At 69.5% G+C, this 14,855-nt stretch carries 14 protein-coding genes; 10 read left to right on the forward strand and 4 right to left on the reverse strand.

The window, feature by feature from the left end:
• Positions 1-159 precede the first annotated feature (159 nt).
• From pdxH to ABZ911_RS00205, 5 genes are all read left to right on the forward strand, one after another.
• Positions 160-813, forward strand: coding sequence for a pyridoxamine 5'-phosphate oxidase (gene pdxH, locus ABZ911_RS00185; RefSeq protein ID WP_358049564.1), 654 nt, complete (start codon positions 160-162; stop codon positions 811-813).
• Between the two features lie 43 nt (positions 814-856).
• Positions 857-2,062 (forward strand): MFS transporter, encoded by a 1,206-nt coding sequence (locus ABZ911_RS00190; protein WP_358049567.1) that lies wholly within the window; start codon positions 857-859, stop codon positions 2,060-2,062.
• 145 nt (positions 2,063-2,207) lie between these two features.
• Entirely contained in the window at positions 2,208-2,912 is a 705-nt protein-coding gene (locus ABZ911_RS00195) for a metal-dependent transcriptional regulator (protein ID WP_358049570.1), read from the forward strand.
• Between the two features lie 120 nt (positions 2,913-3,032).
• Complete coding sequence (locus ABZ911_RS00200; protein ID WP_358049573.1) at positions 3,033-5,264, forward strand: SpoIIE family protein phosphatase; 2,232 nt, start codon at positions 3,033-3,035, stop codon at positions 5,262-5,264.
• Between the two features lie 17 nt (positions 5,265-5,281).
• Positions 5,282-6,061 carry an alpha/beta fold hydrolase gene (locus ABZ911_RS00205; protein WP_358049576.1) on the forward strand — a complete coding sequence of 260 codons (780 nt, stop codon included), beginning with the start codon at positions 5,282-5,284 and terminating at the stop codon, positions 6,059-6,061.
• Positions 6,062-6,067: 6 nt separating this feature from the next.
• On the opposite strand, the gene ABZ911_RS00210 is transcribed toward ABZ911_RS00205, so the two are convergent.
• The 4 genes from ABZ911_RS00210 to ABZ911_RS00225 form a co-directional block, all read right to left on the reverse strand.
• A complete protein-coding gene (locus tag ABZ911_RS00210) occupies positions 6,068-6,229 on the reverse strand; it encodes a hypothetical protein (RefSeq protein ID WP_358049579.1) in 162 nt (53 codons plus the stop codon).
• A gap of 105 nt (positions 6,230-6,334) precedes the next feature.
• Positions 6,335-6,466: a hypothetical protein gene (locus ABZ911_RS00215; RefSeq protein WP_358049582.1), complete on the reverse strand. Its 132-nt coding sequence runs from the start codon at positions 6,464-6,466 to the stop codon at positions 6,335-6,337.
• Between the two features lie 48 nt (positions 6,467-6,514).
• Positions 6,515-7,579 carry a ThiF family adenylyltransferase gene (locus ABZ911_RS00220; RefSeq protein ID WP_358049584.1) on the reverse strand — a complete coding sequence of 355 codons (1,065 nt, stop codon included), beginning with the start codon at positions 7,577-7,579 and terminating at the stop codon, positions 6,515-6,517.
• 47 nt (positions 7,580-7,626) lie between these two features.
• Complete coding sequence (locus ABZ911_RS00225) at positions 7,627-8,772, reverse strand: acyl-CoA dehydrogenase family protein (protein ID WP_358049587.1); 1,146 nt, start codon at positions 8,770-8,772, stop codon at positions 7,627-7,629.
• 180 nt (positions 8,773-8,952) lie between these two features.
• Here ABZ911_RS00225 and ABZ911_RS00230 point away from each other — a divergent pair, with 180 nt between their 5' ends.
• From ABZ911_RS00230 to ABZ911_RS00250, 5 genes are all read left to right on the forward strand, one after another.
• On the forward strand, positions 8,953-10,326 hold the full coding sequence (locus ABZ911_RS00230; protein WP_358049590.1) for a hypothetical protein: 1,374 nt from the start codon (positions 8,953-8,955) through the stop codon (positions 10,324-10,326).
• Positions 10,323-11,093, forward strand: coding sequence for a class F sortase (locus ABZ911_RS00235; protein ID WP_358049593.1), 771 nt, complete (start codon positions 10,323-10,325; stop codon positions 11,091-11,093). The genes ABZ911_RS00230 and ABZ911_RS00235 overlap by 4 nt, the downstream gene beginning before the upstream one ends.
• 704 nt (positions 11,094-11,797) lie before the next feature.
• Positions 11,798-12,598, forward strand: a complete 801-nt coding sequence (locus ABZ911_RS00240) for a hypothetical protein (RefSeq protein WP_358049596.1) — start codon at positions 11,798-11,800, stop codon at positions 12,596-12,598.
• 2 nt (positions 12,599-12,600) lie between these two features.
• Positions 12,601-13,365: a class F sortase gene (locus ABZ911_RS00245; RefSeq protein ID WP_358049599.1), complete on the forward strand. Its 765-nt coding sequence runs from the start codon at positions 12,601-12,603 to the stop codon at positions 13,363-13,365.
• A gap of 89 nt (positions 13,366-13,454) precedes the next feature.
• Positions 13,455-14,717 carry a deoxyribodipyrimidine photo-lyase gene (locus tag ABZ911_RS00250; RefSeq protein WP_358049602.1) on the forward strand — a complete coding sequence of 421 codons (1,263 nt, stop codon included), beginning with the start codon at positions 13,455-13,457 and terminating at the stop codon, positions 14,715-14,717.
• Positions 14,718-14,855: the final 138 nt, after the last annotated feature.

The following is a 14,855-nucleotide window of genomic DNA, read 5'->3' on the forward strand; positions in this document are numbered from 1 at the left end:
GCCGTATGGATGGTCCGGCAATGCCTTGATGTCGAGATACCGGCGGGTCAATTTAACCCCCTGCCCGCGAGTGCTCTGTCTTCGGGCACGCCGAAACGTCATCACCCCTGGTGGGGGCGCTGCGTGAGATCGCGACCAAGCGCGCAAGAATACCGTCTCGTGGATGCCACCTCACGCCCGCCGTCACTGGCCGGGCTGCGCCGTACCTATGAGAACGGGCCGTTGCTCGAGGCCGATCTCGCCGACGACCCCGTCTCCCAGTTCGCCCTCTGGTTCGCGGAGGCGGCCGAGGCGGGCCTGCCCGAGCCCAACGCGATGGTGGTGGCCACCGCCTCCGCGGGCGGGCGCCCGAGCGCGCGCACGGTGTTGCTGAAGGGCTTCGACGAGCACGGCTTCGACTTCTACACCAACTTCGAGTCCCGCAAGGGGCGCGACCTGGCCGAGAACCCGCGCGCGTCGCTGCTGTTCCCCTGGCACCAGATGGGCCGCCAGGTCAGGATCGAGGGTTCGGTGCTGCGGGTGCCACCCGCCGAGTCCGCCGACTATTTCAGGAGCCGGCCGTACGGCTCCCGCATCGGGGCCTGGGCCTCGCGCCAGTCCGCGGTCGTGCGGTCGAGGGAGGAGCTGGACGCCCGCTACCGGGAGCTGGCGGAGCGCTGGCCGGAGGAGCCGCCGGTGCCCGACTTCTGGGGCGGCTTCCGGGTGTTCCCCGTGGAGGTGGAGTTCTGGCAGGGCAGGCTCGACCGGATGCACGACCGGCTGCGTTACCGGCGGGTACCCTCCGGCTGGATCGTGGAGCGACTCGCCCCCTAAGGTGCCTTGAGTGGCATTCGGGGATTTTGTTAAGCGTCATCTGGTGGACACCCGGCCACTCGCCGTACCCGCCTACCGCAGGCTGTGGATCGGCCAGGGCGTCTCCTTCATCGGTCTCCAGGTCACCGTCGTCGCGGTCAGCCAGCAGGTCTACGAGCTCACCCGGTCCTCGCTCTGGGTCGGCCTGCTGAGCCTGGCCAACCTCATCCCGCTGGTGGTCTTCGGCCTGTGGGGCGGGGCCATCGCGGACGCGGTGGACCGGCGCAGACTGCTGGTGACCGGCTCGGTGGTGGCCTGGGCCGCCACCCTCTTCATCCTGGTGCAGTCCCTGCTCGGGGCCGCCAACGTCTACCTGCTGTTCGCCGCGGTCGCCCTGGGCGCCACCGGCTTCGCGGTCAGCTCGCCGACCCGCGGCGCGATCATCCCACGCCTGCTGCCCGCCGAACTGGTCCCCTCGGCCAACGCGCTCAACTCCCTGGTCGGCAGCGCGGGCGCGGTGGTCGGCCCGATGGTCGGCGGCGTGGTGCTGGCCACCGGCGGCTTCACCGCCGCCTACGCGGTCGACGCGCTGCTGTTCGGCGCCAGCGTCTACGCCGCGGTACGGCTCCCGCCGCTCAAGCCGATCGGCGAGATCACCCGCCCCGGCCTGCGCTCGGTCTTCGACGGCCTGCGCTACATCGCCACCAGCCGGGTCCTGCTGATGTCGTTCGTGGTGGACATCATCGCGATGGTGTTCGCCATGCCCAGGGCGCTGTTCCCGGAACTCGTCGCCGAGCGGTTCGGCGGCTCGCTGATCGCGCTCGGCTGGATCAACGCCGCCATCCCCATCGGCTCGGTGGTGGGCGGGCTGCTGTCCGGCTGGGTCGGCCGGGTGCGGCGGCAGGGCATGGCCCTCACCCTCACCATCGCCGTCTGGGGGCTCACCGTCGCCGCGGCCGGCCTGGCGAACGAACTCTGGCTGATGGTCGTGCTGCTCGCCGTCGGCGGCGCCGCCGACCTGACCTCGTCGGTGTGGCGGCAGTCCATCCTGCAACTGCACGCGCCCGACGACATGCGCGGGCGCATGCAGGGGGTGTTCATGGTGGTGGTGGCCGGCGGGCCGAGGCTGGGCGACCTGCGGGCGGGCGCGATGGCCACCGGGTTCGGCCTGTCGGCGGCCTGGATCGGCGGCGGGCTCGCCTGCACGGCCGTGGTGCTGATGGTGGGCCTGTCGGTGCGCGCCTTCCGCCGGTACGAGCCGCCGCGGTGAGGCGGGGAAGCAACCGGGCGGCACGATTGTTACGGACCTTTACCAGCGTTGGTCGTTCTCCCCATAGGGTTGTCAGACTTCTGTGCCCGTAGCGGACGGGCTCAGTCCCTGCCATGACCGGCGTAGCATTCAGATGGGAGGAGCCTTGACCGCACACGGCCTGATCGACACGACGGAGATGTACCTCCGTACGATCTACGAACTCGAGGAAGAGGGCATCGTCCCTCTCCGTGCGCGCATCGCCGAGCGGCTCCAGCAGAGCGGCCCGACCGTGAGCCAGACCGTCGCCCGGATGGAGCGTGACGGGCTGGTCCGGGTGGAGGGCGACCGCCACCTTTCCATGACCGACCTCGGCCGCACCCTCGCGACCCGCGTGATGCGCAAGCACCGGCTCGCCGAGTGCCTGCTGACGCAGGTCATCGGGCTGCCGTGGGAGGAGGTGCACATCGAGGCGTGCCGTTGGGAGCACGTCATGTCGGAATCGGTGGAGTCGCGGCTGGTCACGCTGCTCGACAACCCCACCGTCTGCCCGCACGGCAACCCCATTCCGGGCCTCGGCGAACTGGGCGCGGAGCACGAGGCGGAGATCGACGACAAGGCCCTGCCGTCCATGTCCGACCTGGCAGGACCCAGAGATATACCCGTCGTCGTACGGCGAATTAGCGAACAAGTGCAAAGCGATCCCGCTGTGATGCTTAAACTCAAGCAAGTTGGGATACAACCCGGACGCGAGGTGACGCTCGCGGCGAGCGACGACGGTGTGCGGGTGACAGGTGACGACGAGGCGAACAACACTCCCGCGGAGCTTCCGCGTGATGTCGCCGCGCACGTTTTCGTCTCCAAGCGCTGACCTTCGCGCTTCTGCTTGGTTGAATCCCACGAGGGAGTCCCTCCACTCCCCGGTCACGACTGTTGCAGGAGCGCCCGTGGTTCGCTTTGCGCACATGCCTCCCCGAGGAGTGGTCTTCGGATGAAGCGATGGGGGGATCTGTCTCAGGACGCGGCCGATCACCTTTCGGCCGGGTCCGTGCTGGATCACGCGGAGATGGCCGTCGTCGTGACGGACCGGTTCAGCAACCTTCTCTACTGGAACCCGTTCGCGGAGAAGCTGTTCGGCCGTCCCGGCAAGCCGTCGTCGGCGCGCGACACGACCGTGCTCTCGCTCGGCATCATGGAGAAGGACCACCCGCTGGCCGTCGAACTGGCCAAGCACGTGCTCAAGGGCGGCGTGTGGGAGGGCACGTTCGACGTCAAGCGCGGCGACGGCACCATGATCTACGTCCGGGCGCAGGCCGTACCGCTGCGTCACCCCTCGGGCTCGGTGACGGGCATCGTGATCACCGCTCGTGAGGCGATGCGCAGCAACGAGCGCGAGAAGGACCGCTTCGGCCTGCTGGAGCGCATCGGCGAGCGGCTGGCGGGCTCGCTGTACGTCGAGGAGACGCTCAAGCGCGTCGCCGAGATGCTCGTGCCGCAGTTCGCCGACCACTGCTTCATCGAGCTGATGGAGGGCGAGCGGTTGGTCCGCCGGGTCTCCCAGCACGTGCAGGGCTGGACGCCGCCGCCCAACACCTGGCGCCCGGTCGGCGCCGACATCCGCTACCCGGCCGGCCACTACGCCGACACCGCGCTGCGCCGCCAGGAGACGATCCTGGTCGAGGACTTCGCCGCCAACCGCTACCCCGCCCCGCACGAGAGCAGCACCAAGCTGTGCGGTGAGATCGGCATGACCTCGGCCATCGTCGCCCCGCTGTGCGTGCGCGGCGAGACGCTCGGGCTGATGTACCTCGGCCTGTCCAACCTCACCGACCGGCGCAGCCCGCACTACGACGCCTTCGACCGCGACTTCGTCGGCGCCATCGCCACCCGCGTCGCCCTCGCCGTCGACAACGCGCTGCTGTTCGAGGAGGAGCGGCACACCGCCGAGTCCTTCCAGAAGCACCTGCTGCCCCGGGCGCTGCCCCAGCTCGACGGGCTCGACATCGCGGTCCGCTACTACCCGGCCGCCCCCCTCGCCTCGCACGGCCAGGGCATCCAGACCCAGGTGGGCGGCGACTGGTACGACGTGATCCCGCTGTCGGCGGGCCGGGTCGGCATCGTGATCGGCGACGTGGAGGGGCGCGGCGCCAAGGCGGCGGCCATCATGGGCCAACTGCGCGCCGCGCTGCGCGCCTTCGCCCAGGACGACAAGCCCCCGGCCGACATCCTGGCCAGGCTCGACGAGTGGACGCGCATCATCGCCACCCCCGAGCAGGACGAGACCGGCGCCGACATCAGCATCCCGCCGATCGTCACCTGCCAGTACCTCGTCTACGACGCCTGGTCGCGCCAGCTCTCCTTCGCCAACGCCGGTCACGCCCCGCCGCTGCTGCTGGTCGACGGCACCTGCGTGGAGCTGGACATCGAGGAGGTGGGCCAGCCGCTCGGAGTGCGCGCCAAGGGCATGCACGCCGACCTGGTCTACAAGGAGGAGACGCGCACGCTGCCGCCCGGCGCGGCGCTGCTGCTCTACACCGACGGCCTGGTCGACCGGCGGCCCACCCGCGAGTCGGGCGGCCGGATGCCGAGCGACGAGGAGACGCTCGGCGTGCTGCTGGAGAAGCTCGCCAAGATGGCCGACGCCTCCGTCGAGCGGATCGCCGACGCGGCCACCGTCGCGGTGCCCGGCGAGATCGACGACGACATGGCGATCCTCGTGGTCCGCTCCACCGACGCCGACCTCGACGTCGAGGAGCGCACCTTCCCCGCCCAGCCCATCATGGTGGGCGAGGCCAGGCGGATGGCCGCCGAGGCGTTCACCGGGTGGAACGTCCCCGACGAGCGCGCCGAGCTGGCCTGCCTGCTGGTCTCCGAGGTCGTCACCAACGTCGTGCTGCACGCCGCCAGTGCCAGCGTCCCGCGCCGGGAGCTGGTCGTGGAGGGGCCGCCGCTGCCGTTCGAGGAGTCCTGGGACGTGCCGGGCTTCGAGGAGGAGATCGCCGGCGACAAGGAGTTCGTCCTGCGGCTGCGCCGGGGCGAGGAGTCGGTCTGGGTCGAGGTGTTCGACCAGGACCTGAGGCTGCCGCGCATCCGCAGCGCCGGGGAGAACGACGAGGGCGGCCGGGGTCTTTACCTGGTCGACCAGCTGGCCAAGCGCTGGGGCTCGCGACCCACCAGGGAAGGCAAAGCGGTCTGGTTCGAGATTCCCACCCGTAGCCGCTGAGTGGTTCACTCGTCCCCATGGAGCTGGCCTTTGAACGCCGCGGCACGGGCGCGCCGCTGATCCTGGTCCACGGCATCGGTCACCACTGGCAGGCGTGGCTGCCGGTGATCGACCGCCTGGCGGCCTCCCGTGACGTGATCGCCGTCGATCTGCCGGGGTTCGGGCGGTCGCCGGGGCTGCCGGAGGGCACGCCGTACACGGCGGAGTCGCTGGCCGACGCGGTCGAGGAGTTCTGCGAGCGGCTCGGGGTGCGTGAGCCGCATGTGGCGGGTAACTCGCTGGGCGGGTACATCGCGCTGGAGCTGGCCTCGCGTGGGGCCGTGCGGTCCGCCACCGTGCTGTCGCCCGCCGGGTTCTGGTCGCGGGCCGAGCTGCTGTGGTGTCAGGCGGTGCTGCGCGGGCTGCGCGCCTCGGCCATGGCGCTGCCACCCGAGCAGGCGGCCCGTTCCGCGCGGAGCCCGCTGGGCCGGGCGCTGTCCGCCGGGCTGCTGGTCGCCCGGCCCGGCCGGCTCGATCCGGCCGCGCTGATGGCCTCCGCCGAGGCGCTGGTGGGCTCCGCCGGGTTCGACGAGACGCTGGCGTCGTTCTCCGGGCTGATGCCGCCCGCGCCGCCCAAGGTGCCGATCACGATCGCGTGGGGCGAGCACGACCGGCTGCTGCCGTGCCGCCAGGCGGTGCGCGCGGCCAAGTGGTCGGGGCAGCGGGTGAAGCTCCTCAAGGGGTGCGGGCACGTCCCGATGAGCGACGACCCTGATCTGGTGGCCGAGCTCGTCCTGGCGGCCACCGCGCGCCCGTGAGGCCGCTCAGCGCATGGTCTGGCCCCAGATCACCAGCATGACGATGACGAAGACCACCATCACCCCGACATAGCCGATCGGGCCCAGCCGTATCGCTCGGCGCACGCGGTTGAGCAGCCAGGCGAACAGGAGCGCCAGGAACACCAGAAGGATCAGGCCGCCGTCCATGATGACCAGTATGCGCTGAATTTCGGGGCCGGTCGGCGGGTTCGGCCGAGCGAGCGACCGGCGGGCGCGCGGGGTAGGCGCGTCCACCGGTGCTCGAAGCCGGGATCAGTTGGAGTTTCCGCTGCTGGCCGGGAAGTCGGTGGTCTCGGTCCGGTCCAGGCGGCGGATGACGATCCTGGTGTTCGGCTCCGGCTCGTCCGCGGAAACCTCGAGCTGGGTGATCTCTTCAGGACTCATGGAGGGGTTGGCCCTTTCGTGAGTGGACGACTGCCTGAGTCTGAGCCGTTACATCGAGTCGGTCAACGTCGTGGCCTGGCCGCATACGGCGCAGTCGGCTCTGGAGGGGAAGCGGGTGAAGACGCGGTCGTCGGGGGAGACCAGGTTGAGGCCGACGACGTAGCCGGGCGGGATGTCGGGGATGCCGGTGAGCAGCGAGACGACCCCCTGGGCGGTGAGCAGGCCGGACAGCCCGGCCGAGGTGGAGATCACTCCGGGGAAGCCGAAGTCGGTCCGCTGGCCTCGGCGTTCGCCCTCGGCCCGCAGGCACTCCCAGCAGGGGTGGCCGGGGGCGAACACGCCCACCGACACCCGCGGTCCCGCGTACCCTCCGCCCACCCACGGCAGTCCGGCCCGGTTGGCCCAGGCTCGGATGCCGTCGCCGCCGCGCGGCTCGTCGGCGCAGAGAGCCAGGACGTCGAAGCCTGCGGCCAGTTCGGTGAGCTCCTGCCGACTGGTGATGCGGCGGTTCTCGCCGGTGACGGTGATGTCGGTGTTCGTCTCGCGTAATCGGGCGACCGCCACGGCGGCCTTGTGGCGGCCGAGGTCGGCTCCGCCGTACAGCATCTGGCGGTTGAGGTTGGAGAGTTCCACGCGGTCGGCGTCGACGCAGTGCAGGTGGCCGACGCCCGCTGCGGCGAGGGCCCAGGCGGCGTGGGTGCCTGTGCCGCCGAGGCCGAGGACGAGGACGCGGGCCTGCTTCAGGCGGAGCTGTGGCTCCCAGCCGTGTTCGCGGGGGGCGAGGTCGGTCCAGCGGAAGTAGTCGGCGTTCCTGGTGTAGCGGTCGAGTTCGCGGGTGCTCAGCTCGGCTGGGGGCACGGCGGCGGCGTCCTCGACGTGCCCGGCCGCGAGCAGCGTCTCGACCACGTCCTCCTGGCCGGGGAAGCGCGCCCCGACCAGGTCGGCGATCTCCTGTACGGACCGGGTGCCGTCCATGAGCCGCAGGGCGTACCAGGCGCAGCCCTGCGGGTCGTGGATCTCCGTGGCGAGCCCGTAGACGTCCCCGCCGATCCGCACGGTACGGCTGTCGCGGCGGTAGGGCTGGTGCTCGGGTTTCACTCGCGGGAGCTTCATGCGGCTACTCTCGCCCGGGATATCTCGGGCGAGAGTAGCCGCTTCGCTCAGAAACCGAAGGAGCGGCCGATGATCTCCTTCATGATCTCGGTGGTGCCGCCGTAGATGGTCTGCACGCGGCTGTCGATCCACGCCTTGGCGACCGGGTACTCCATCATGTAGCCGTAGCCGCCGTGCAGTTGCAGGCAGCGGTCGATGACCTTGTTCTGCAGCTCGGTCGTCCACCACTTGGCCTTGGCCGCGTCGACCGCGGTGAGCTGCTCAGCGTTGAGCGCCAGGACGCACTTGTCGACGTAGTGGCGGGCGATCTCGACCTCGGTGGCCAGCTCGGCCAGCACAAACTTGGTGTTCTGGAACGTGCCGATGCTACGGCCGAAGGCTTGGCGGGTCCTGCAGTACTCGATGGTCTGCTCCAGGATCGTCTCGGCCGCCGCGACCGCGCCGACCGCGATGGACATGCGTTCCTGGGGGAGGTTGTTCATGAGCTGGTAGAAGCCCTGGCCGTCGGCGGGGCCGAGGCGGTTGGCGACGGGGACGCGGACGTTGTCGAAGAACAGTTCGGCGGTGTCCTGCGCTTTCATACCGATCTTGTCGAGGTTGCGGCCGCGGCTGAAGCCCTCCATGCCACGTTCCACGACCAGCAGCGTCGTGCCGCGCGCCCCCGCCGTGGGGTCGGTCTTGGCGACGACGACGACGAGGTCGGCGTTGATGCCGTTGGTGATGAACGTCTTCTGCCCGTTGACGACGTAGTGGTCCTCGTTGAGGACGGCGGTGGTCCTGACGCCCTGCAGGTCGCTGCCCGCGCCCGGCTCGGTCATCGCGATCGCGGTGATCAGTTCGCCGGAGACGAAGCCGGGCAGCCAGCGCTGCTTCTGCTCGTCGTCGCTGAGCTCCACGATGTACGGCGACATGACGTCGTTGTGCAGCGCGAAGCCGAGTCCGGAGGCGCCGATCCTGATGATCTCCTCACCGATCACGGTGTTGTAGCGGAAATCCTTGACGCCCGCGCCCCCGTACTCCTCGGGCACCCCGAAGCCGAACATCCCGATTTCGCCGGCCTTCTTCCACACCTCGCGGGGGACGATGCCGTCCTTTTCCCACTGCGCGTGGTGTGGAACGATCTCGCGGGCCAGGAACTCGCGCACGGTCTCGCGGAAGAGCAGGTGCTCCTCCTCGAAGAGGTCTCTGTGCATCTGTTGCCTCCAGGCTGAGGTACTCGGCCACAGAATACGATTCTGGTGCATTGTTTGATGTACGCCGGGCTGGACACGGGTTCATCACAAGTGTCTGAAGTGAGGCGCTTTCGCCTGTGGCGCGGAGGGTGCGAACCCTAAGATCTACCTTCGGTTTACTGTGCTTGATCGGAGTGTCCCGTGGCTCGGTGGCGCAAGGCATTGATCGCCTCTTCGTTAGGTCTGGCCGCCTCGGCCACGTTCGTAGCGCAGCCCGCGTCGGCCAACACGGCCAAACTCGTGGTCGACTACGAGTGCACTAGTGGCATTGCGGGCTCGGCTCCCGTCCAACTGCGCGCCAAGGTGAGCATCCCCACTGTGCTCAAGGTGGGCAGCACGCTCAATCTGGGCTGGTCGCTGGAGTACGTCAACGAACGCACCTTCGTCTCGCCCGGCTACTACGCCTCGGGCGGTCGGGTCGAGCTGACCGGGAACGTGAAACTGTCGGGCGCCTGGAACGGGGTGCTTGAGCCGCGCGGCAACAAGGAGCAGGGGGAACTGCAGCCCGACCTGCCGATGACGCTGCCGGAGGGGTTGTCCGACTTCGCGCACCTGAACCGCGAGGGTGTCGTCAAGATCGAACCCAAGGGCCTCGTGGTGGACTTCGTGCCGCCGTCGGGCGAGGTCGTGGTCAACGACGACGAGCCCGCGGTGAAGTACCTCGCAGGGACGTGGGTGCACGACCAGTCCACCCAGCCCGAGTTCCGCGACCACCTGCGTGACATCCACACCTCCGGCGACCAGTGGGCGAGTGCCGAACTCTCCTTCGTCGGGACCGGCATCGAGTACATCGGCCGCCGCATGCGCGACGTCAGCAGGGTGAAGGTCACCGTAGGCAGCGCCGAGGCGGAGGTCGACCCGACGAAGAACCCCAACGGGTCCGACACGATCAGCACCGAGGGCAACATCACGCTGTGGAGCCGCAAGGACCTCGCCTACGGCCCGCACAAGATCAAGATTGAGAACCTCGACGACCGGCCGATCAACCTGGACGGCTTCCGGGTGATCACGAGGGAGATGGTCAACCCGCCGACGCACCACCGGTCGACGTGTGTGATCACCAACAACCCCGGCGCGGTCGAGGTGACCGTCCAGGGGGACACCACGCCTCCGACGTCGCCGCCGCCCACCACCCCGCCGCCCACGACGCCGCCCCCCACCAACACGCCGACCAACGGGCCGACGACGGGCAATCCCACCAACCAGGCGCCGCACCCCAACGACACCCGGACGTGGGGCAACAGGGTGGTCACCGTCGCGCCCGGGGTGACCGCGACGACGACGGCGACGCCGACCGGTACGGCCGCGCCGAAGCCGGTCACGACCAAGTACGTCAAGGGGCAGGTGAAGAAGATCCCCACCGGTGGGGTCGATACCGGGGAGGCGCCTGAGCGGCGGGAGCCGTACGGGCTGATGGCCGGGGGGACGGTGTTGCTGGCCGGGAGTGCGGCCGGTGGGCTGGTTCTCCGGCGGCGGCGGATCGCGGCGGCCGGTAAGGGAGGAGCGCGCGCATGAGCGAGCAGAAGACGCTGCTGAACAAGGCCCTTCCGGGGCTGTTGATCGCCGGATCGCTGGGCGGGGTGGCCGCCATCACGGTGGGGCTGCTGGCGTACCTGTCGCCGGTGGACGACGGGTCGCGGCCGACGCCGCTGGCCCAGCCGGGGCGGGAGGGCACCGTCGAGGTGAACAACGTGGCCGGGCAGTTCGAGCTGCCGCCGACCGTCGGGCCCGGTGGGGCGGGCGTGCCGCTGCTGCCGGCCGCGCTCAGCGCGCCGCCGCCGGTCGCGGCGGGGCCGGTGGCCGCGCCGATCGCCAAGAGCGCCAAGGCCAGGCCGCTGCGGATCCGGATCCCGAAGATCAAGGTCAACGCGCCCGTGGGGTCGGTGACCGTGGACATCAAGGGCAAGCTGCAGGCACCGCCGCTGGCCAAGCCGAACCTGACCGGGTGGTACAAGTTCAGCCCCGTGCCCGGGGAGATCGGGCCGTCGGTGATCAACGGGCACGTGAGCACGAAGAAGGGCGCGGCCGTCTTCAAGCGGCTGAAGGAGATCGCCAAGGGTGACGCGATCTACGTGTACCGGACGGACGGGAAGGTCACCAAGTTCGTGGTGAGCGGGATCGAGCAGGTGAGCAAGTCCTCGTTCCCGACCGGCCGGGTGTACGGAAACGTGAAGAACGCCCAGCTCAGGCTGATCACGTGTGGTGGCGTGTACAACGCCAAGGACCACAGCTACACCGACAACATCATCGTTTACGCCACCATGTCCAAGAAGAAGGGGTGACAGGGGCGTCAGGGAAATTTGTAAGTGTTTTTGTGGTTTCCAGGTGATTCACAGGGACAGTTCGTAAGATCTCTACCTAACCGTGACCAAGGGCTGGAATCCTGGGTCGCCAGTTGAACCGCCTGTGCTGAAACGGAGACAAGCCAGTGCTGAAGTCCAAGGCGCGGCGCCGCCTCGCCCTCAAGACCTCCGCCCTGACCTTCGCCGGCACACTCGGCTTGCTCGCGGGCTCGATCTTGGGACTGACGTCCCCGGTCTCGGCGGACACGAGGATGGCCGCCCCGGCGCTGACCTACAACTGCACGGCGGGTGGGTTCAATCAGAATCCCGCAGTCCCGGTAACGGTGACTTCGCCGGCTTCCATGGAGCCCGGCAAGACCGGCCAGGTCACCTGGAGTGTGCCGACAGGTCTGACTGCGGGCCGGGCGTTGGCGGTGGGCACGAAGGTGGAGATCAAGAACACCCTCACTCTGACGGGGGGCGCCACGCCGGCGACGCTAGTGGGTTCGTACTCGCAGACCTTGACCACCGATTTGGCCATCGGAGGCCAGTTCGTCCCCACCTCGCAGACTGTGGCAGCGACTGTTACCGCACCAAGCACCGCCGGCACGGTGACTCTGTCCCCGGGCACAGTTCAGACGGCGAAGACGCTCCAGATCATCGTCACCCCTCCCAACGCGACGGCGATCACGACAGACTGCACCTTGACCGCGGCGAATCCTGCGACCGCGTCGATCACTGTCCAGGCCGGCACCGGCACCGGCAACGGCACGAACACCGACATCGTCGACTACCAGTGCAAGCTGGGGACCTCGGCGGCCGAGGATCAGGACATCCAGATCAAGGTCGAGCTCACCATGCCCACCACGGCCAAGGTGGGCGAGCAGTTCACCATCGGCTGGAAGGGCACTTACCAGTCGGGCCAGGAGCTCTACGCTCCCGCCACCGGCACCATGCCCGCGGCCAAGATCTTCGCCTACGCGGCGCTCACCGGCATCACCAACCTGACCTCCGCCACGGGTGAGGGCGCGACCGGCGCCGTCACGGCCGACGCGATCATCGCCTTGCCCACGGCCGCCTTCAACCTGAAGTCGACGGCCAACGCCGCGGGCACCGTCACCGTGAAGCCCGGCAAGATCAACTTTGGGTCGGACGCGGCGACCGGCAACTCGCCGTCCTACCAGTGCACGGTCCAGAACGAGGCGGCGCTCAAGACATACACCTTCACGGTCGCCGCCGGGAACGGGACCGGCACCCCCACCCCCACGCCGACCCCCACCAACACCACCCCCAAGCCCACCCGTACCGTCACCGCCGTCGTCACCAAGACGCCCGTGGGTGGGAACGGCAAGGTGACCAAGACTCCCAAGGGTGGGGCGGAGACCGGAGGAGGCGGTGACATGGGGCCGGACGGGAGGATGTTCGTGCTGACCGGGTCCGCGTTGGTGCTCGTCGCCGGTGTGGGCGGGCTGTACATGCGCCGCCGTACCATCCCCTGGGGCTGAGCGTGGCGCACTACCCCTACCCGGGCGCTCCTGAGGACCCGTACGAGCGCAGGAGCAAGATCCTGCGCTCGACGCTGATCTTCGCGGCGGTCGCCGGTGTGGTGACCGTGGTGGTGGGGCTGCTGTTCATGGTGGCGTCGCCGGGCGAGTACGGCCTGGACGACGGCCGTGAGTCGTTGTCGCTGGCCAACCAGCCCAACGGTCAGGTGCCCGCCAACCCTGAGACGGAGAAGGTGCGGTTCGAGGCCCCGCCGGAGGAGCCGCCGCCGCTGCCGCCCGTGGTGCCCGCGCCGCCGATGCAGCCCTCGACGCCCATGTCGCTGTCCATCAAGCGGCTGGGCATCAAGGCCCCGATCAAACCGCTCGGCGTGGACCGGCAGAACCGCATCGAGACCCCGCCGATCGAGAACAGGAACCTGGTCGGCTGGTACCGGCACAGCTCCACCGCCGGTGAGGTCGGGCCTTCGGTGCTGGTCGGGCACAAGGACACGCGGACGACGAGCGCGGTCTTCAGCCGGGTCGGCGAGATCGTCTACGGCGACAAGATCGAGGTTCAGCGCCGTGACGGCACGACCGCGGTGTTCACCGTGGCGGGCGTGGAACAGATCAGCAAGACGACGTTCCCGACCGACCGCGTGTACGGCGACCGCGACACCGCCCAGCTCCACGTCATCACCTGCGGCGGCGTCTACAACCGCAACACCGGCCACTACACCGACAACATCATCGTCTACGCGACCCTGACGAGCTCGCACCGCACCGGCTAGGCATCCGGGAAACCTATTCCAAACTCTTTCGACGGCCAGGGCCGCCGCGGATGCAACCAGGGCGGGGTCCGCGGTCGAATAACTCTGTGATGGACACCGTGATTGTGCTCTTCACCAGAGACCTGCGGGTGCACGACCACCCGGCGCTGGCGACCGCCTGCGCGCAGGCCCGGCACGTGGTGCCGCTGTTCGTGCTCGACCCGGCCGTGCCGGCGGGCCCGCGCACCCCCTTCCTGCTTGACTGCCTGGCCGACCTGCGCGAGCACCTGCGCGCACGCGCCGGCGATCTGGTGGTACGGCACGGCGACACCGTCACCGAGACGATGAAACTGGCCGGCGAGGTGTCGGCCGAGGCGGTCCATACCAGTGCCGACGTGAGCGCGCTGGCCCGGCGCAGGGAGGACCGCCTGGCCGCCGGACGCATCCCGTTGCGCCGCTTCCCCGGGCTGACGGTGGTCCCGCCAGGCGCGCTGCTGCCGTCCGGGGGCGGAGACCATTACCGGGTCTTCACCCCCTACTGGCGAGCCTGGTCGCAGTACCCGCGGCGGGCGGTGCTCGACCCGCCCGAGCGGGTGCCCATACCTGCCGGGATCGAGGCGGGACGGCTGCCGGGGCGCGAGCCGTACACGGGGATGCGGGGTGGGGAGAAGGCGGCCCGGGCTCGCGCCGAGCGGTGGTTGCGGCTGAGCCTGGACGAGTACGCCGAGGGGCGCGATGACCTGGCCGGAGACCGGACCTCCCGGTTGAGCCCCTACCTGCGTTTCGGCTGCCTGTCGCCGCTGGAGCTGGTCACCAAGGCGGCGGGGGCCTTCGTGCGGCAACTCTGCTGGCGCGACTTCCACCATCAGGTGACGTTCGCCTTCCCAGAGATCGACCGGCGGGATTACCGGCCGCGAGAGGTGAACTGGCGGGACGACCAGGACGCGGTGCAGGCCTGGAAGGAGGGCATGACGGGGATGCCCATCGTGGACGCGGGGATGCGTCAGCTCGCGGCCGAGGGCTGGATGCACAACCGGGCTCGGCTGATCACCGCGACGTACCTGGTCAAGTACCTGCGGGTGGACTGGCGGATCGGCGCGCGGCACTTCTGGGAGCTGCTGCTCGACGGGGATGTGGCCAACAACTACGGCAACTGGCAGTGGGTGGCCGGGACCGGCAACGACACCAGGCCGAACCGGGCCTTCAACCCGCTGCGGCAGGCCAGGCGGTTCGACCCGGAAGGCGAGTACGTCCGCCGCCATGTCCCAGAGCTGGCAGGTCTGCCCGCCGACCGCGTGCACGAGCCTGGGCGGCAGGCCGGATACCCGTCTCCACTCCATCCATCAGATCCTCCCGGGGGGCGTCGTCTTTAGGCGACGGGGGAATCGGGGGCGGGAGGGCCGCCAAGGCCCGAGCGTGCATTGACCTGTCAGGTTGGCGCATCGCAGATTTCTTCCGGGTTTTGTCGGTGCCGGCCGATACCGTGATGTTCTCGTTACCGAGCGTGGGAG

The organism is Nonomuraea sp. NPDC046570, from assembly GCF_040645915.1.
Classification (GTDB): Bacteria; Actinomycetota; Actinomycetes; order Streptosporangiales; family Streptosporangiaceae; genus Nonomuraea.

Bases quoted from the DNA above. Each gene is read 5' to 3' on its own strand.
- ABZ911_RS00225 (WP_358049587.1), bottom strand. From the start codon at position 8,772: ATGCACAGAGACCTCTTCGAGGAGGAGCACCTGCTCTTCCGCGAGACC.
- ABZ911_RS00250 (WP_358049602.1), top strand. From the start codon at position 13,455: ATGGACACCGTGATTGTGCTCTTCACCAGAGACCTGCGGGTGCACGAC.
- ABZ911_RS00200 (WP_358049573.1), top strand. From the start codon at position 3,033: ATGAAGCGATGGGGGGATCTGTCTCAGGACGCGGCCGATCACCTTTCG.
- ABZ911_RS00205 (WP_358049576.1), top strand. From the start codon at position 5,282: ATGGAGCTGGCCTTTGAACGCCGCGGCACGGGCGCGCCGCTGATCCTG.
- ABZ911_RS00235 (WP_358049593.1), top strand. From the start codon at position 10,323: ATGAGCGAGCAGAAGACGCTGCTGAACAAGGCCCTTCCGGGGCTGTTG.
- ABZ911_RS00215 (WP_358049582.1), bottom strand. From the start codon at position 6,466: ATGAGTCCTGAAGAGATCACCCAGCTCGAGGTTTCCGCGGACGAGCCG.
- ABZ911_RS00210 (WP_358049579.1), bottom strand. From the start codon at position 6,229: ATGGACGGCGGCCTGATCCTTCTGGTGTTCCTGGCGCTCCTGTTCGCC.
- ABZ911_RS00220 (WP_358049584.1), bottom strand. From the start codon at position 7,579: ATGAAGCTCCCGCGAGTGAAACCCGAGCACCAGCCCTACCGCCGCGAC.